The sequence below is a fragment of the Rhodoferax sp. genome, from assembly GCF_025354435.1.
GTDB lineage: Bacteria > Pseudomonadota > Gammaproteobacteria > Burkholderiales > Burkholderiaceae_C > Rhodoferax_B.
Genome location: NZ_JANXMU010000039.1, coordinates 1 through 16,454, shown reverse-complemented (window position 1 = coordinate 16,454; position 16,454 = coordinate 1). Strand labels below are relative to the sequence as shown.

General features: G+C 60.6%; 21 protein-coding genes and 1 tRNA gene. 14 read left to right on the top strand and 8 right to left on the bottom strand.

Annotation, left to right across the window (positions count from 1 at the left end):
* The first annotated feature begins 92 nt into the window (after positions 1 to 92).
* Positions 93 to 668 carry a restriction endonuclease gene (locus Q0T48_RS10300; protein WP_295955943.1) on the top strand — a complete coding sequence of 192 codons (576 nt, stop codon included), beginning with the start codon at positions 93 to 95 and terminating at the stop codon, positions 666 to 668.
* On the opposite strand, the gene lipB is transcribed toward Q0T48_RS10300, so the two are convergent.
* The 4 genes from lipB to Q0T48_RS10280 all read right to left on the bottom strand — a co-directional run bounded on the left by lipB (position 653) and on the right by Q0T48_RS10280 (position 3,662).
* Positions 653 to 1,333 carry a lipoyl(octanoyl) transferase LipB gene (gene lipB / locus Q0T48_RS10295; RefSeq protein WP_295955941.1) on the bottom strand — a complete coding sequence of 227 codons (681 nt, stop codon included), beginning with the start codon at positions 1,331 to 1,333 and terminating at the stop codon, positions 653 to 655. The genes Q0T48_RS10300 and lipB overlap by 16 nt on opposite strands.
* 116 nt (positions 1,334 to 1,449) lie before the next feature.
* Positions 1,450 to 1,743: a DUF493 domain-containing protein gene (locus Q0T48_RS10290; RefSeq protein ID WP_295955921.1), complete on the bottom strand. Its 294-nt coding sequence runs from the start codon at positions 1,741 to 1,743 to the stop codon at positions 1,450 to 1,452.
* A gap of 16 nt (positions 1,744 to 1,759) precedes the next feature.
* Positions 1,760 to 2,659, bottom strand: a complete 900-nt coding sequence (locus Q0T48_RS10285; protein WP_295955919.1) for a D-amino acid aminotransferase — start codon at positions 2,657 to 2,659, stop codon at positions 1,760 to 1,762.
* 4 nt (positions 2,660 to 2,663) lie between these two features.
* Positions 2,664 to 3,662: an MBL fold metallo-hydrolase gene (locus Q0T48_RS10280; RefSeq protein ID WP_295955917.1), complete on the bottom strand. Its 999-nt coding sequence runs from the start codon at positions 3,660 to 3,662 to the stop codon at positions 2,664 to 2,666.
* 335 nt (positions 3,663 to 3,997) lie between these two features.
* Here Q0T48_RS10280 and Q0T48_RS10275 point away from each other — a divergent pair, with 335 nt between their 5' ends.
* From Q0T48_RS10275 to Q0T48_RS10235, 9 genes are all read left to right on the top strand, one after another.
* The gene (locus Q0T48_RS10275) at positions 3,998 to 4,372 is read left to right on the top strand and encodes an ATP synthase subunit I (protein WP_366887949.1); all 375 of its coding nucleotides are present in this window, start codon (positions 3,998 to 4,000) and stop codon (positions 4,370 to 4,372) included.
* A 21-nt stretch (positions 4,373 to 4,393) separates the two neighbouring features.
* Positions 4,394 to 5,305, top strand: coding sequence for a F0F1 ATP synthase subunit A (atpB, locus tag Q0T48_RS10270; protein ID WP_295955910.1), 912 nt, complete (start codon positions 4,394 to 4,396; stop codon positions 5,303 to 5,305).
* Positions 5,306 to 5,390: 85 nt separating this feature from the next.
* Positions 5,391 to 5,636: a F0F1 ATP synthase subunit C gene (gene atpE / locus Q0T48_RS10265; RefSeq protein WP_076196444.1), complete on the top strand. Its 246-nt coding sequence runs from the start codon at positions 5,391 to 5,393 to the stop codon at positions 5,634 to 5,636.
* Positions 5,637 to 5,674: 38 nt separating this feature from the next.
* A complete protein-coding gene (locus Q0T48_RS10260; RefSeq protein ID WP_295955906.1) occupies positions 5,675 to 6,145 on the top strand; it encodes a F0F1 ATP synthase subunit B in 471 nt (156 codons plus the stop codon).
* A gap of 13 nt (positions 6,146 to 6,158) precedes the next feature.
* Complete coding sequence (locus Q0T48_RS10255; RefSeq protein ID WP_295955904.1) at positions 6,159 to 6,689, top strand: F0F1 ATP synthase subunit delta; 531 nt, start codon at positions 6,159 to 6,161, stop codon at positions 6,687 to 6,689.
* An 87-nt stretch (positions 6,690 to 6,776) separates the two neighbouring features.
* A complete protein-coding gene (gene atpA, locus Q0T48_RS10250) occupies positions 6,777 to 8,330 on the top strand; it encodes a F0F1 ATP synthase subunit alpha (RefSeq protein ID WP_295955902.1) in 1,554 nt (517 codons plus the stop codon).
* Between the two features lie 13 nt (positions 8,331 to 8,343).
* Entirely contained in the window at positions 8,344 to 9,222 is an 879-nt protein-coding gene (gene atpG, locus Q0T48_RS10245) for a F0F1 ATP synthase subunit gamma (protein ID WP_295955901.1), read from the top strand.
* A gap of 57 nt (positions 9,223 to 9,279) precedes the next feature.
* Positions 9,280 to 10,707 (top strand): F0F1 ATP synthase subunit beta, encoded by a 1,428-nt coding sequence (gene atpD, locus Q0T48_RS10240; protein ID WP_295955899.1) that lies wholly within the window; start codon positions 9,280 to 9,282, stop codon positions 10,705 to 10,707.
* 65 nt (positions 10,708 to 10,772) lie between these two features.
* Positions 10,773 to 11,189, top strand: a complete 417-nt coding sequence (locus Q0T48_RS10235) for a F0F1 ATP synthase subunit epsilon (protein WP_295955897.1) — start codon at positions 10,773 to 10,775, stop codon at positions 11,187 to 11,189.
* 179 nt (positions 11,190 to 11,368) lie between these two features.
* Here the strand turns inward: Q0T48_RS10235 and Q0T48_RS10230 are convergent, their stop codons facing one another.
* From Q0T48_RS10230 to Q0T48_RS10220, 3 genes are read right to left on the bottom strand one after another with little or no spacing between them, the layout of a single operon-like run.
* Positions 11,369 to 11,881 (bottom strand): TPM domain-containing protein, encoded by a 513-nt coding sequence (locus tag Q0T48_RS10230; RefSeq protein ID WP_295955895.1) that lies wholly within the window; start codon positions 11,879 to 11,881, stop codon positions 11,369 to 11,371.
* Between the two features lie 4 nt (positions 11,882 to 11,885).
* Positions 11,886 to 12,773, bottom strand: coding sequence for a TPM domain-containing protein (locus Q0T48_RS10225; protein WP_366887948.1), 888 nt, complete (start codon positions 12,771 to 12,773; stop codon positions 11,886 to 11,888).
* Complete coding sequence (locus Q0T48_RS10220; protein WP_295955893.1) at positions 12,774 to 13,358, bottom strand: LemA family protein; 585 nt, start codon at positions 13,356 to 13,358, stop codon at positions 12,774 to 12,776.
* Between the two features lie 131 nt (positions 13,359 to 13,489).
* Between Q0T48_RS10220 and Q0T48_RS10215 the strand changes: the two genes are divergently transcribed.
* Genes Q0T48_RS10215 through Q0T48_RS10205 form a run of 3 tightly spaced genes read left to right on the top strand, consistent with a single transcriptional unit; the run spans position 13,490 to position 15,537 of the window.
* Entirely contained in the window at positions 13,490 to 13,939 is a 450-nt protein-coding gene (locus Q0T48_RS10215; RefSeq protein WP_295955891.1) for a nuclear transport factor 2 family protein, read from the top strand.
* Between the two features lie 53 nt (positions 13,940 to 13,992).
* Positions 13,993 to 14,988 (top strand): alpha/beta fold hydrolase, encoded by a 996-nt coding sequence (locus Q0T48_RS10210; RefSeq protein ID WP_295955888.1) that lies wholly within the window; start codon positions 13,993 to 13,995, stop codon positions 14,986 to 14,988.
* A 6-nt stretch (positions 14,989 to 14,994) separates the two neighbouring features.
* A complete protein-coding gene (locus Q0T48_RS10205) occupies positions 14,995 to 15,537 on the top strand; it encodes a DUF2946 family protein (protein ID WP_295955887.1) in 543 nt (180 codons plus the stop codon).
* Between the two features lie 94 nt (positions 15,538 to 15,631).
* Here Q0T48_RS10205 and Q0T48_RS10200 read toward each other — a convergent pair whose 3' ends face one another.
* The gene (locus tag Q0T48_RS10200) at positions 15,632 to 16,222 is read right to left on the bottom strand and encodes a c-type cytochrome (protein ID WP_295955885.1); all 591 of its coding nucleotides are present in this window, start codon (positions 16,220 to 16,222) and stop codon (positions 15,632 to 15,634) included.
* A 156-nt stretch (positions 16,223 to 16,378) separates the two neighbouring features.
* Here Q0T48_RS10200 and Q0T48_RS10195 point away from each other — a divergent pair.
* Positions 16,379 to 16,454, top strand: a tRNA-Arg gene (locus Q0T48_RS10195).

The window sequence follows — 16,454 nt, the reverse complement described above, 5'->3', positions numbered from 1 at the left end:
GGCTTTGCCGGGCCGTAGGTATCGCCCTCTGCAGGGGGTTGGCGAAAGACGCGTAGCGCTGAAGCCTGGGGGGAGCCCTTTACACTCCGGCCATGAAACTGAAAATGGCCAAAAACTCTCTTTTTGCAGTGCTGCTGCGTTCTCCGTGGTGGGTCAGCATGCTGCTGGTGCTGGTTTTTGGGCTGCTGTCGTTTGCGCTGCTGCCCAAAGCCTACATCCCGTTTGGCCTGCTGGGAACGATGCCGTTTTTGGTGATCGGGGTTATCGCCGCCTCCCGCCAGTGGGACCTGCCCAGCACGGCGAAGGTGAACGACATGCTGGCCCAGGCCACGGCCATGCCTTGGCGCGAGTTTGCCGATGCGCTGGACGCGGCCTACCGCGCCAAGGGCTACACGGTGGCGCGTTTGAACGGCAAGGCGGCGGATTTGCTGCTATCGAAAGACGGCCAGACCACCCTGGTGGCGGCCAAGCGCTGGAAAGCGGCCAACCACGGGGTTGAAGCCTTGCGCGAGCTGGCGGCTGCCAAAGAGGCCCAGAGCGCGGCTGCCTGCGTCTACATCAGCATCGGCGGCGTGACCGACACGGCATTGCAGTTCGCCAAAGAACGCGGCATCACCCTGGTGGCCGATGTGGCACTGGCCCAGTTGCTGCTTCAGGCCGCCAAATAACGTTCCAGCTTCTGGGCAAACACCTGTGCCGCCTTGGCCCAGGCCACCACCACGCCCAGGCTGGCCATGTCCACCGTCTTTAAACCGGCGTAGCCGCAGGGGTTGATGCGGCTGTACGGCTCCAGATCCATGGCCACGTTCAGTGCCACGCCGTGGTAGGTGCAATGGCGGCTGACCTTGATGCCTAAAGCGGCGATCTTGCCCAGATAAGTGGGGTCAGACTCCAATTGTTGGGACGTGAACCCCGCCTCCAGCCGGGCGTGTCCAAACGGGTCTTGCAGGCGCACGTAGATGCCTGGCGCACCTGGCACACGCAGGCCAGTGATGTCGAAATGGGCCAGGGTTTGCACCACGGCTTCTTCCAGCCGGAACACGTATTCCTTGACGAAATAACCCGCACGCTTCAAATCCAGCAGCGGATACGCTACCACCTGGCCTGGCCCGTGGTAGGTCACCTGGCCACCCCGGTTGCTCTGTACCACCGGGATGTCGCCTGGTAGCAGCAGGTGCTCGGCCTTGCCCGCCAGCCCCTGGGTGAATACTGGCGGATGCTCACAAATCCATAGCTGGTCGTGTATATCCTCTGTGCGCTGGAGGGTGAATCCCTGCATTTTTTCCACCGTGGGCAGGTAGTCCACACGGCCGAGGATGCGGATGTCGATCATGCCGCAACCATTGCGGTGAACAGCGCAGAACCGGCTTTGCCGGGCTGCTGCTGTTGCCCCCTGCAAGGGGGGTGGCGAAAGATGCGCAGCACTGTAGCCTGGGGGTGAGTCAAAACCTACAGCGCCATCTTCACCATCGGATGGGTACTCAGGGTGCGGTACAGCTCGTCCAGCTGCTCTCGGCTGGTGGCGGTGATGGGGAGGGTGATGCCTAGGTATTTGCCGCCCTTGCTTTCGCGCAGCTCGACAGTGCTGGCATCGAAGCTGGGGTCGAACTGGGCGGCGATGGCGGTCATGGCGTGCACGAAGCCGTCGACCTTTTCGCCCATGACCTTGATGGGGAAGAGCGAGGGGTACTCGATCAGTGATTCTTTGCCGGGATCGGTGGGTTCGGTGGTGGGTGTGGTCATGGTGTGGAGCTGGGGTTTAGGCGGCTTGGGTAGCGGCGGTGTAGCCTGCGTAGAGCTGGGTGTAGACGGGGCCAGGCAGGCCGTTGCCTACCGGCTGGCCGTCTAGCGTGGTGATGGCCAGTACTTCTTTGGTGGCGCTGGATAGCAGTAGTTCGTCGGCGTTAAGCACTTCTTCACGTGTGATGCGGCGCAGTTCAAACGGGATGCCCTGGGCGCGGCAGAGTTCTTCCATCAGTCCGAAGCGGATGCCTTCCAACACGAGGTTGTCTTTGGGTGGGCCGATGAGAGTGCCGTTTTTGACCAGCCACACGTTGCTGCTGGCGGCTTCGCTCAGGTAGCCGTTGCGGAACATCACGGTCTCCACCGCGCCTGCATCCACGCCGATCTGCCGGGCAAACACCGCGCCCAGCAGGCTGGTGCTTTTGATGTGGGCTTTTTCCCAGCGGAAGTCGTCGGCGGTGACGCAGGCCACGCCCTGGCTGCGCTGGGCGGCAGAGGGCAGGTTCATCCGGGTGGCCATGGCAAACACGGTGGGCGTAATGTCTTGCGGCATGGCATGGTCGCGCAGGGCCACGCCACGGGTGATCTGGAGGTAGACCAGATGGTTGAGATTTATAGAATTTAGGCCCCTAGCGCTGGAGTGCTCTGCATGACCAGCTACCAATGTTGTAGCAATGTCGCGCCACTGTGCCTGCGTGAGCGGGTTGGCGATGCGCAGCTCGGCCAGGCTGCGGTCGAGCCGGGCCATGTGCTGCGCGAAGCGGAACAGGCGGCCCGCGTATACCGGCACTACTTCGTAGACACCGTCGCCAAAGATGAAGCCCCGGTCCATGACGCTGATTTTTGCGTCGCACAGGGGGGTGTAGGCACCGTTGAGGTAGCAGGGGGTGGATGGTAATGAGGGCAAGGCTTGCATGGCGCTATTTTGGACTGCGGGCGGGCAGGGCGCGGGTTTCGCCAATTTTCAGCAAGAAGAACGCTTCCTCGGACACGCCCTGGGCGATGCGGGCGGCGGCCAGATCTACCGGGGGCTGGTCCAGCGGTTCATCGGTCAGGTTGAAGGTACCCCAGTGCACGCCCACGCTGCGTTTGGCGTGCAGATCGCGGTGGATCTGCACGGCCTCGGCCGGGTTGATGTGCTGGTTTTGCATGAACCAGCGGGGCTCGTAGGCACCGACAGCGATCAGGGCGATGTCGAAGCCGTCGGGGCTGCGGTCCTGAAAATACGCGCGGGTGTCTTTGAAGTCCTGGCTGTAGCCTGTATCGCCACTGAAGTACCAGTGGAAATCGGCCCCGAACACAGACCAACCACCCCACAGCGTCTGAAAGCGGTCGCCCAGGGCGCGGGCCGTCCAGTGTTGCACGGGTGTGAGGTGAAACTCCACGCCGCGCACGGTGTGCTGCTGCCACCAGTCCAGCTCCACCACGTTGTGGATGCCCTGCCGGGTGGACCAGGCCTTGAGGCGCAGCGGGACTATAAAAACCGTAGCACCTTGTGCACGTCTATCCAGCGCCAGCACCGCATTGGTATCCAAATGGTCATAGTGGTTGTGCGAGATGACCACCACGTCGATGGGCGGTAGATCAGCCAGAGCCACACCCGGCGGCTGGGCGCGTTGCGGCCCCATGAACTGCACCGGCGAGGCGCGTTCGCTGAACACCGGGTCGGTCAGTACATTCAGCCCACTGGCCTGCACCAACATGGTGGCATGGCCGACCCAGGTGATGGCGGGCTGTATGGCGGCGCCGGTGTTGGCGTGGATGGCGGCCAGGTTGGGCGCGACTACGGGGGGGGGTTGTGGCGGTGGTGGCAGGTTCTTGCGCCGGGCATTCCATTGCCAGCGCAACACGTCGCGGGTCGAGCCGGGGACGGCATCGGTATAGTTATTTTTGAAGCCGGTGGCGGTATGGTGCTGCATGGCAAAAAAAGACGGTCAAGGAAGAAATGCCACAATGCAACGCCCTTGGGAAACTCCCCAGCTTTGCATTGCGTCGCAGACGAACACGCTCTGTAAAGCGTTACAGTTGTATGCACGCCAATGCTCTTGCGGGTGTCAAGGGAATATTCGTATAATAGTGGGCTTTACTAAACTTTTCAGCGCGTAAATTCATGTGAGCAGATGTCAGTGGGATGTCGTATAGCAGGTTAACAATGCCCCCAAGAATGCTTACAGAACTGGAAGATGAGGTAGTCGAGGATGATTTCAAGCCCTTGACGGCTGCGCAATCGCAAACCTGGCGTCAGCAGACTCCCATGATGTCCATTTGGGCGATTGTGTGGGGCCAGTTGGCGGCGGGGTGTCTGGTGGCCTTGGCCGCATGGCTGGTGACCGGCAAGCCCGCGATGGGCTGGTCGGCGGGGTATGGAGCCATTGCGGTAGTGGTGCCTGCAGCGTTGTTTGCGCGCGGTGTCACTGGCAAGCTGGCCCGGACCATTCCTGGCGCGGCCATGGCAGGATTTTTTGTGTGGGAACTGGTCAAGATTGTCGCCACGGTAGCCATACTGTTTGCGGCACCCCGGCTGGTTCCAGAGTTAAATTGGCTGGCCTTGTTGGTCGGCTTTGTAGTGACCATGAAGGTGGTTTGGATTGCGCTGATGTTTCGCACCAAACGCCAACGTACGGCTTAACAGGATTGATGGACTTCACATATGTCGACTGAAAACGCTGCTGAACACGCTGCTACGGAAGGCCCCAAGGCGGGCGAATACATCGTTCACCATTTGCAGCATCTGCAAAAGAACTTCTCGTTCGAGAGCGTCAAGCAAACCCACATCGTGGATTTCAGCCTGTTCAACTTGGACTCGGTGCTGTACTCGGTGATCCTGGGTATCGTGGGTTGCTTCTTTCTGTGGCGTGCCTCGCGCAAGGCGACTTCGGGCGTGCCCGGTCGCTTCCAGGCGGCGGTTGAAATCTTGTCCGAAATGGTCGACACCCAGGCCAAGGGCGTGATCCACAATGCCAAGAGTCGCAAGCTGGTGGCTCCATTGGCTTTGACCGTGTTTGTCTGGATTTTCCTGATGAACGGCATGGACATGCTGCCGGTCGATATCTTGCCCAAGATCTGGGAACACGCCTTTGTGGCCAATGGCGGTGATGCCAACCACGCTTTCATGCGTGTCGTGCCCACTGCCGATCTGTCCACCACGCTGGGCCTGTCGGTCAGTGTCTTGTTTGTCTGCCTGGTCTACAACATCAAGATCAAGGGCCTGGGCGGCTGGGCGCATGAGCTGGTGGCTGCACCGTTTGGTGACCATTGGTTTCTGTACCCCATCAACTTCCTGATGCAACTGATCGAGTACCTGGCCAAGACGGTCTCGCACGGCATGCGGTTGTTTGGCAATATGTTTGCTGGTGAATTGGTTTTCATGTTGATCGCCCTGATGGGCGGCACGTGGGCCTGGCAGTTCAACCCCTTGGCGGGTATGTTCTGGCTAGGTGTTGGGCATGTGATTGCCGGTACGGCGTGGAGCATCTTCCACATTCTGGTGATCACCTTGCAAGCCTTCATCTTCATGATGTTGACGCTGATTTATGTGGGCCAGTCTCACGAGTCGCATTAACTCCGCCGTTAAGTTTATTTAACGCGGGCGTTAAGGTTAGTTTTCGCTTTTCTCTTTCTTTTACCTGTACTTTTTAGGATTAATCATGGAAAACATTCTCGGTCTCGTCGCTCTGGCTTGTGGTTTGATCGTTGGCTTGGGCGCTATGGGTGCCTCCATCGGTATCGCTTTGATGGGCGGCAAGTTCCTCGAATCGTCGGCACGCCAGCCTGAACTGATGAACGAACTGCAAACCAAGATGTTCATCTTGGCCGGTCTGATCGATGCGGCTTTCCTGATCGGCGTGGCTATTGCCCTGCTGTTCGCTTTCGCCAAGCCTTTCGCAATTTAATTTTTGGCCGACCTTTCACGACCGAAAGGAATTAAGCCGTGAACATTAATTCAACCCTGTTTCTGCAGGCCATCGTCTTTGCGATTTTGGTGTGGTTCACGATGAAATTCGTGTGGCCTCCAATCACCAAGGCATTGGACGAGCGGGTGCAGAAAATCTCTGACGGCCTTGCTGCCGCCGACAAAGCCAAGTCCGAACTGACCAACGCCAACCAGCGTGTGGAAGCCGAACTGGCCAAGTCGCGCACCGAGACCGCGTCGCGTTTGGCTGATGCCGATCGCCGTGCCCAAGTGATCGTGGAAGAGGCCAAGGCCCGTGCCACGGAAGAGGGTAACAAGATCGTCGCCGCAGCCCGTGCCGAAGCCGAGCAGCAAACCGTCAAAGCCCGTGAGGTCCTGCGTGAGCAAGTGGCTGCATTGGCTGTGAAGGGTGCCGAGCAGATTCTCCGCAAGGAAGTCAATGCTGGTGTCCACGCGGACTTGCTGAACCGTCTCCAAACCGAACTCTGAGCGGCGAACGACCATGGCTGAAATAGCAACCATTGCCCGTCCTTACGCCGAAGCGCTGTTCAAGGCCACTGCGTCTGACCTGGACGGCACCGCCGGATGGGTCGATGAATTGGCCGCGATTGCAGCCAACCCCCAGTTGCTCCAGTTCGCCGACAACCCCCGGGTTGAGGTGGACCAGGTGTTTGAGGTGGTAGCCGGTGTGGCCAAATCGGCCCTGCCAGATGCTGCAAAAAACTTTTTGCGCATGGTCATCGAGAACGGGCGCCTGGCCGCTCTTCCCGAGATTGCTACCCAGTTCCGTGCATTGAAAAATGCCCGGAGCGGCTCCTCTGACGCGACCGTGTTCAGTGCTTTTGCGATCGACGCAGATGCCTTGGCCAACGTCTCGTCGGCGCTGGAAAAGCGTTTTGGACGCAAGCTCAATCTCACAGTGGCTTTGCAGCCGGAGTTGATTGGCGGAATTCGCGTCGTGGTGGGTGACGAGGTGTTAGACACCTCGATCAAAGCCCGCCTGGAACATATGAAATTGGCCCTGACCGCTTAACCATCGCGTTAAGGTCTGTGCCAGCGTTTTCGGCCAGAGCCCATGGCTCCGGTTGTTTGCTAACTAAAGAAAGAGAAGGAAAGAGTCATGCAACTCAATCCCGCAGAAATTTCTGAGCTGATCAAGAGCCGCATCGAAGGCCTGACGGCCCAAACCGATATCCGCAACCAAGGCACCGTGGTGTCCGTGACCGACGGTATCTGCCGTTTGCACGGCCTGTCCGACGTGATGCAGGGCGAAATGTTGGAGTTCCCCGCCGGTAGCGATGGCCAGCCCACCTACGGCCTGGCACTGAATCTGGAGCGTGACTCGGTCGGCTCCGTGATTTTGGGCGAGTACGAACACATCTCCGAAGGCGACATCGTGAAGTGCACGGGCCGCATTCTGGAAGTGCCGGTCGGTCCCGAGCTGCTCGGTCGCGTGGTGAACGCACTGGGCCAGCCGATCGACGGCAAGGGCCCGATCAACGCCAAGATGACCGACGTGATCGAAAAGGTCGCGCCCGGCGTGATCGCCCGTAAATCGGTCGACCAGCCTATGCAAACCGGTATCAAGTCGATCGATGCCATGGTGCCAATCGGCCGTGGCCAGCGTGAACTGATCATTGGTGACCGCCAGACCGGCAAGACGGCTGTGGCCATCGATGCCATCATCGCCCAAAAGGGCCAGGGCGTGAGCTGCGTGTATGTCGCGATTGGTCAAAAGGCCTCGTCGATCAAAAACGTGGTGCGTGCCCTGGAGCAGGCGGGCGCGATGGAATACACCATCGTAGTGGCGGCTTCGGCGTCTGAATCGGCTGCCATGCAGTACGTTTCGGCTTACTCCGGCTGCACCATGGGTGAATACTTCCGCGACCGTGGCCAAGACGCCCTGATCGTGTACGACGATTTGTCCAAGCAAGCTGTGGCTTACCGCCAGGTTTCCCTGCTGTTGCGCCGCCCACCAGGCCGCGAAGCCTACCCTGGCGACGTTTTCTATCTGCACAGCCGCCTGTTGGAACGCGCCGCTCGCGTGAATGTCGACTATGTCGAAGCTTTCACCAAGGGTGAAGTCAAGGGCAAGACCGGTTCCCTGACAGCTCTGCCCATCATTGAAACGCAGGCCGGTGACGTGTCTGCCTTCGTGCCGACCAACGTGATCTCGATCACCGACGGCCAGATCTTCCTGGAAACCTCGCTGTTTAACGCCGGCATCCGCCCTGCGATCAACGCCGGCATCTCGGTGTCCCGCGTTGGTAGCGCCGCCCAGACCAAGATCATCAAGAGCCAGTCTGGCGGTATCCGTACCGACTTGGCGCAGTACCGTGAATTGGCGGCTTTCGCCCAGTTTGCCTCGGACCTGGATGAATCCACCCGCAAGCAGCTGGACCGCGGTGCCCGCGTGACCGAACTGCTCAAGCAAGCCCAGTACAGCCCCTTGTCCGTGTCGTTGATGGGTGCCACTTTGTTCGCAGTGAACAAGGGCTTCATGGACGATATCGAAGTCAAGAAGATTCTGGCTTTTGAGCATGGCCTGCACGGCTACCTCAAGGACAAGAGTGCGGCTTTGTTGGCCAAGATTGAAGCCTCGAAAGCACTGGACAAGGAAGCGGAAGCTGAGTTGCACGCTGCCGTGACGGCGTTCAAGAAGACCTTCGCTTAACTAGGAGCCAGTCATGGCATCAGGCAAGGAACTACGCACCAAGATCAAATCGGTGGAAAACACCAAGAAGATCACCAAGGCGATGGAAATGATTTCCGTCTCCAAGATGCGTAAAGCACAGGAGCGGATGAAGGCAGCCCGCCCGTACAGCGACAAGATTCGCGACATCGCGGCCAATCTGGGCCAGGCGAATCCCGAGTACGTGCACAACTTCATGAAACCCAACGGCGCCAAGGCCGAGGGTTTTGTGGTGGTGACCACCGACAAGGGTTTGTGTGGCGGTTTGAACACCAACCTGTTCCGTGCGTTGACCCTGAAACTGCGCGCTGCGCAGGCTGCAGGCTTGACCGCAAAAACAGTGGCTGTGGGCGGCAAAGGTCTCGGGTTTTTGAACCGTACCGGTGCCCAGGTAGTAGCGCATGTGACCCATCTGGGTGACAAGCCGCACCTGGACAAGCTGATCGGCCCGCTCAAGGTGCTGCTGGATGCCTATGAAAAGGGTGAAATCAGCGCTGTCTACCTGGTGTACAACAAGTTTGTCAGCACCATGAAGCAAGAGGCCGTGGTGGAGCAGTTGTTGCCCTTGTCGTCCGACAAGATGCAGGCGGAAACCAAGGCCAACGGCACACAGTACACCTGGGACTACATCTACGAGCCCGATGCGCAGTCGGTGATCGACAATTTGTTGATCCGCTACGTGGAGGCGCTGGCCTACCAAGCGGTCGCGGAAAACATGGCATCCGAACATGCTGCGCGCATGGTTGCCATGAAGGCTGCTACCGACAATGCGGGTAGCGTGATTGCCGAGCTCAAGCTGATCTATAACAAGACCCGTCAGGCAGCGATCACCAAAGAATTGTCGGAAATTGTGGCAGGTGCGGCGGCTGTTTAAGCTGCGCCACTGTCCCAGTCCGTCACCGATTTCAAGATTCAATTTATTGGAGCAAAAATGGCTCAAGAAAACGCAGAAGTGAACGCCCGCGTTCAGGGAAAAATTGTCCAGTGTATTGGTGCCGTGGTGGACGTTGAGTTCCCCCGCAGCAGCATGCCCCGCATTTACGATGCGCTGAAAATGGAAGGCTCCGCGCTGACCCTGGAAGTGCAGCAGCAACTGGGCGACGGCATTGTCCGCACCATTGCGCTGGGCTCTTCCGACGGCCTGCGCCGCGGCTTGATGGTCTACAACACCGGCGCGGGCATCACCGTTCCTGTGGGCAAGGCCACCCTGGGCCGCATCATGGACGTGCTGGGTGCGCCCATCGACGAACGTGGTCCTGTCAGCCAGGATCTGACCGCTACCATCCACCGCAAAGCCCCTGCGTACGACGAACTCAGCCCTTCGCAAGAACTGCTGGAAACCGGCATCAAGGTGATTGACTTGATCTGCCCGTTCGCCAAGGGCGGCAAGGTCGGCTTATTCGGTGGTGCCGGTGTGGGCAAGACCGTGAACATGATGGAGCTGATCAACAACATCGCCAAGGCACACAGCGGCTTGTCCGTGTTTGCCGGTGTGGGTGAGCGTACCCGTGAAGGGAACGACTTTTACCACGAGATGGCCGATTCCGGCGTGGTGAACCTCGAGAACCTCGAAGAGTCCAAAGTGGCCATGGTTTACGGCCAGATGAACGAGCCTCCAGGCAACCGTCTGCGCGTGGCCCTGACCGGTCTGACCATTGCGGAATCTTTCCGTGACGAAGGACGTGACGTGCTGTTCTTCGTGGACAACATCTACCGCTACACCCTGGCCGGTACCGAAGTGTCCGCACTGCTGGGCCGTATGCCTTCCGCCGTGGGCTACCAGCCAACGCTAGCCGAAGAAATGGGCCGCCTGCAAGAGCGTATTACCTCGACCAAGGTCGGCTCGATCACCTCCATCCAGGCCGTTTACGTGCCAGCGGATGACTTGACCGACCCATCGCCTGCCACCACTTTCGCCCACTTGGACTCCACTGTGGTGTTGAGCCGTGACATCGCTTCGCTGGGTATCTACCCTGCGGTCGATCCACTCGACTCGACCAGCCGCCAGCTGGACCCGCTGGTCGTCGGTGAAGACCACTACAACACGGCCCGCGCAGTGCAGGGCACCCTGCAGCGCTACCGCGAACTGCGCGACATCATTGCGATCATGGGCATGGACGACTTGGCGCCTGACGACAAGCTGGCCGTGGCCCGTGCCCGCAAGATCCAGCGTTTCCTGAGCCAGCCGTTCCACGTGGCCGAAGTGTTTACCGGTTCGCCCGGCAAATACGTGCCCCTGTCGGAAACCATCCGTGGTTTCAAGATGATCGTCAGCGGCGAATGCGACCACATGCCAGAACAAGCGTTCTACATGGTCGGCTCCATCGACGAAGCCATCGAGAAGGCCAAGAAGGTCTAATTCCCTTCTAGGGCGCAGCTCTGGCTGCGCTCTGCACTTCACCACGCTGGACCCAAAGGAAACCTATGACCACCATTCTCGTGAATGTTGTCAGTGCCGAAGAATCCATCTTCTCGGGCGAAGCCAAGTTTGTGGCTTTGCCGGGCGAAGCGGGCGAGCTGGGCATTTATCCGCGCCACACCCCCTTGATCACCCGTATCAAGCCAGGTTCGGTGCGTATCGAAAAGGCCGATGGCACCGAAGAGTTCATCTTCGTGGCCGGTGGCATTCTGGAAGTCCAACCTAACTGCGTCACCGTGTTGTCTGACACGGCCATCCGCGGCAAGGACCTGGACGAAGAAAAAGCCAATGCCGCCAAGGCCCGCGCCGAAGAAGCTCTGCGCAACGCCAAAGGCCAGTTGGACATAGCAAAAGCCCAATCCGAGCTGGCCATCATGGCCGCCCAGATCTCGGCGCTGCGCAAGTTCCGCCAGAACCGCTAGTCTTCGCTGACCCCATCTAAAAAGCCGCTCTTGAGCGGCTTTTTAGTGGGCGGAGTGCGTGGATGTGTGGGGTGGTTTGCTCCTATTTTTAATATCAAAAATAGGAGCTGTTTATGCAGACTACCCCTGCGTTAGAGGCCGTTTAGGGTATTAAAAAGCCCTGAATATCTTATAAAAATTCAATCCACCAGCACAGGCGCGTTCGGCAGTTCATTGCCCCGTACGTCGCCCGGCAGCAGCGGGAAATGCTGCGCCAGCACCGCTGACACCTCTTCCAGCGCGGTCGTCAAACCTTCTTCCACCTGGCCTGCCTGCAAGGCCGTGCCCAGGTGTGCCACCATCGCCTGCCATTCCAGGGGGGATACGCGGGCGTTCACGCCCCGGTCGGCCACCAGCTCGATGGCGTGGTCGGCCAGCAGCAGGTAAATCAACACGCCGTTGTTGTGTTCGGTATCCCAGACGCGCAGCTTGCCAAACAGCATCACCGCCCGCTCCCGCGCGGAGGCGTTGCGCCACAGGTAGCTGAGCGGCAAACCGGCTTCGACGCAGATGCGGATCTCGCCGGTGTGCCGCTGTTCGCTGGCGCTGACCCGCAGGGAGAGCCGCTCCAGCAAGGCCGATGGCACGGTGCGGCGGACATCGCGCACATCCCAGCAGCAGTGTCCCAGGATTCGGAGGAGGTGCTTCCACATGTTGCTACCACCCACCGGAGGCACCGCCGCCGCCAAAATTGCCGCCACCGCCCGAGCTAAAGCCGCCGCCACTGCTGCTACGCCCACCAGAGCTGAAACCACCACCGCCAAAGCCTCCCATTCCGCCTAGGCTTCGGTTCAAGTCCGAGTTGCCAAAGCGCGCCAGCAGCGTGAACAGCAATGCCACCACCCCGGCCACGCCCGCAACCAGCAGACTGGCCGACAGCACCCAGGCCAGCGCACCCACAGCCCCGCCCGTCACCAAGGAGCCCAGCTTGGCCCCGAAGATGCTGCGGGCGATGGAGCCCGCAATCGGTACGGCAAATACGGCGAGGATCAGCATCTGCTGCCAGTCAAACCCGTCGTTCTGCTGTGCGGCTCTGGCTTGGGGCGCGGGCAGGGCCTCGCCCTTCACCATGGCCATGATCTGGTCCACCCCGGCATCCACGCCCCTGGCGAAGTCGCCCTGCTTGAAGCGCGGCGTGATCGCGTCCTGGATGATGTTGCTGGCTGCCAGGTCGGGAATCGCGCCTTCTAGCGTCTTGGCTACCTCGATGCGCAGTGTGCGGTCGTTCTTGGCCACCAGCAGAATCAGCCCGTCGCCCACCTCTTTGCGGCCAATCTTCCAGGCGTTGCCCACGCGGTTGGCGTAGCTGGCAATGTCTTCGGGCTGGGTGGTCGGCACCATCAGCACCACCACCTGTGCGCCGCTGCTGGCTTCGAACGCGGTCAGCTTGGCCTCCAGCGCTCGCTGCTGGCTGGCGCTGAGGGTGGCCGTGGTGTCGATCACGTGGCCGGTCAGCGCAGGCACCGGCAGCACGCTCTGGGCGTGGCCACCCAGGGCCAGCAGGGCTAGCCAGCACGCAATACACAGGCGCAGCAGCATGGGCATTTACTTCTTGAAGTCCACCACCGGCGGGGTCGAGATCGCGGCCTCGTTTTGCACCGTAAAGCTGGGCTTGGCCTGGTAGCCCATCACCTTGGCCGTCAGGTTGCTGGGGAAGCTGCGGGCCAGCATGTTGTACTCTTGCACCGTGCCGATGAAGCGGTTGCGCGCCACGGTGATGCGGTTTTCGGTGCCTTCCAGCTGTACCCGCAGGTCGCTGAAGCCCTTGTTGGCCTTCAGGTCGGGGTATTTTTCTACCGTCACCATCAGGCGGCTCAGGGCGCTGCCGAGCTCGCCCTGGGCGGCCTGGAACTTGGCAAAGGCTTCGGGGTTGTTCAACGTCTCGGGCGTGACCTGCATGGAGGTGGCCTTGGCGCGGGCTTCCACCACCTTGGTCAGCGTGTCTTGCTCAAAGGCAGCTTCGCCCTTGACGGTGGCCACGATGTTGGGTACTAGGTCGGCGCGCCGCTGGTATTGGTTCAGCACCTCGCTCCAGGCGGCTTTGCTTTGCTCGTCTAGGCGTTGGAAATCGTTGTAGCCGCAGCCGGTCAGGGCGGATGCGAGCAGTAGGGCGGGTAACCAGCGTTTCATGAAAATTCCTCCAGTGGCGGGCCGCGTGCGGGCCTCTATAGCGTTTGACCTTAGCACAGACACTCCAGGCGCTGGCCCAAAGCAAGGCAAAATCAACGCTTCTCCAATCCCGCCCAACCCCCGCGTAAGCCATGCCCAAAGCCAAACTCCAGGCTGCCACCGTGGGTGGAACTGCCGATGACACCGAAGCCGCCTTTTACGATGCCTTACAAAATGGCGACATCGATAAGCTCATGGCCTGCTGGGCCGACGAGGACGATATCGTTTGCGTACACCCTGGCGGGCCGCGTGTGGTGGGCGTGGCGGCCATTCGCAGCGCGTTCGATGCGATGTTTGGCCAGGGCCGCATCCGGGCCTGGCCCGAGCATGTGCGCCGGGTCGATGCGCTGGCCAGCGCCGTGCACAACCTGGTGGAGCGCATCGAGGTGATGACCCCTGACGGCCCGCGCGAGGCCTTTGCCATCGCCACCAACGTGTACCACAAGACCGCCCAAGGCTGGCGCATGGTGGCCCACCACGCCAGCCCCGGCACTGGCCGCGATATGCAGGAGTCGGGCAGCGTGCCCGCTCTGCTGCATTAAATAAATTTAAGAAAAACTGGCCTCTAGCGCCCATTCCATAAGCGTAATCAGCTATGAACTATGTAGCGCCTTGGTGGTTGCCCGGTGGCAATGCACAAACCATTTGGCCCGCCCTGTACTCGCGCCGCGTGTTCGGGCCCCGGCCCCAGTTTCGGCGCGAGCGCTGGATCACACCGGATCTGGACTTCATCGACGTGGACTTCTGCGATGCCGCTGCCCACATCGCCGACCCGGCAGCCAGCGAGGCCGGGCGGCCCCTGCTGGTGCTGTTCCACGGGCTGGAGGGCTCGTCGGGCAGCCACTACGCCGAGGCCTTTGCCGATTACGCGCGGGCCCACGGCATGGGATTTGTGGTGCCGCACTTTCGCGGCTGTAGCGGCGACCTCAACCTGGGGCCGCGCGCCTACCACTCGGGTGATTTTGAAGAGGTGGGTTGGGTTCTCAAGCGCCTCAAGACTTGGCACCGGGGCAAGGTGATCGCCGTAGGTATTTCCCTGGGCGGCAACGCCTTGCTGCGCTGGGCCGAGGAAATGGGCGACCAGGCCCGCCAGGTGGTGCGTGCCGTGGCGGCCGTGTGCGCGCCCACCGACCTGGCGGCAAGTGGCTGGGCCATTGGACGTGGCCTGAACCGGCAAATCTACACCCGCATGTTCCTGCGCAGCATGAAGCCCAAGGCCTTGCGCAAGCTCGACCAGCACCCCGGCCTGTTCGACCGCGAGGCGCTGATGGCCGCGCGCGACCTGTACGAGTTCGACAACATCTTCACCGCCCCGCTGCACGGCTACAACAGCACCGAAGACTACTGGGCCCGCGCCTCGGCCAAGCCGCACCTGGCGCAGATCCGCATCCCGGCGCTGGTGGTGAATGCCCGCAACGACCCCTTCGTGCCCGCCTGGAGCCTGCCGCACCAGGACGAGGTGGGCGCGCACGTCACCCTGTGGCAGCCCAGCCATGGCGGGCATGTCGGATTTCCCCACGGCCCCATCCCCGGCCACGTACGCAGCATGCCCGATGCCGTGGGCGGATGGCTGCTGCAAGCTATTAAATAAGAACCTATGGACGACATCGTCAAACAAGCCATCGCCAAATGGCCTAACGTGCCCGACTGCTACGGCTGGCTGGGCTTGGATGCGCGCGGCAACTGGTACATGCGCGACGACCCGGCGCAGGCGGCGGGGCCATTTGCGGGCACCGGGGCGACGCCGCAGAGCAAGGGCTCGCGGTTGCTGCACGAGAAGCTGATCGACTTCATCCAGCGCAACTATGAGAGTGACCGCCAAGGCCGCTGGTTCTTCCAGAACGGCCCGCAGCGGGTGTATGTGGAATTGGAAATAACGCCCTATGTGTGGCGAGTGCAGCCCGATTTTTCGGTGCTGGCCCATACCGGCCAGGCCGCGCGGGTGCAGCGTTGTGTGCTGGATGAACGGGGCCATTTGTACCTGGACACCGACCTGGGCTTTGGCCTGGTGCACACCCTGGATATGGGCTATGCCGCCGATGCGGTAGAGCAGGGCCTGTGGGTGCCACAGCCTGCCGATGCTGCGCGATTGCCCACCCAGTTCGGCTACGTGCTCAGTCCCAAGTTGCTGCCAAAATAGTAGCTACTCACGCAGGTTATATATGCGCTAGAGGCCGATTTCACTATTAAAAAAGGCCGGGTGAACCGGCCTTGCTTTGGGAGTCGTTATGCGCTTACTTGGCAGCAGACGCTGCATCTTCGGGTGCCGATGCCGCCGCCGCGGGCTTCTGCGGCACGGGGAAGCTGGCACCCCCGGCATTGGCCATGTAGACCACGGCGCGGGCGATTTCGGTGTCGTCAAAGTCGCCACCGCTTTGCGCGCCCATGGCACCCTTGCCCATCATGGCCGAGTGCAGCAGCGACTCATAGCCGGTTTTGATACGCGGGCCCCAGGCACCGGCATCGCCAAACTTGGGCGCGCCCACCAAGCCGGCGGTGTGGCAGTTGGTGCACTGGGCCTTGAAGACTTCTTCGCCGGATTTGAGCTCGCGGTTGGCATCGCGGATTTCGACGGCGCCAATCTTCTGGATGCGGGCCGCTAGAGCTTGGCTTTGCGACTGCTCCGTCATGCCGCCCAGGGTCATGGAATCGGTCGTGTTGGTACCCGCCGGTTTGGCGGCTGACACCACAAAGTACACCAAGCCAATGATGGCAAAAATCGGAATCACGAATGAGAAAAACACCGCCAGCAGCAGTTGCTTGGGATTTTTGATGGGACCGGTGTGGTCTTCTTCTGCTGCGTGGTCATGGGGGTTGGCGCTCATGGTGTCCTCAAAACATCGGGTACAAATCGGGGGCTCTATCCGGGGGCTCTATCCGGGGGCTCTAATCAACCCGCGAGTATAACCGTCGCCCTTTTACAGGCCCCGGTAATCGCTGGTTTTTGGCCGCTACGACCAGCGGCTACAATCGCTCACGTTGCGGCTGTAGCTCAGTGGATAGAGTATTGGCCTCCGAAGCCAAGGGTCGTGGGTTCGATCCCCGCCAGCCGCACCA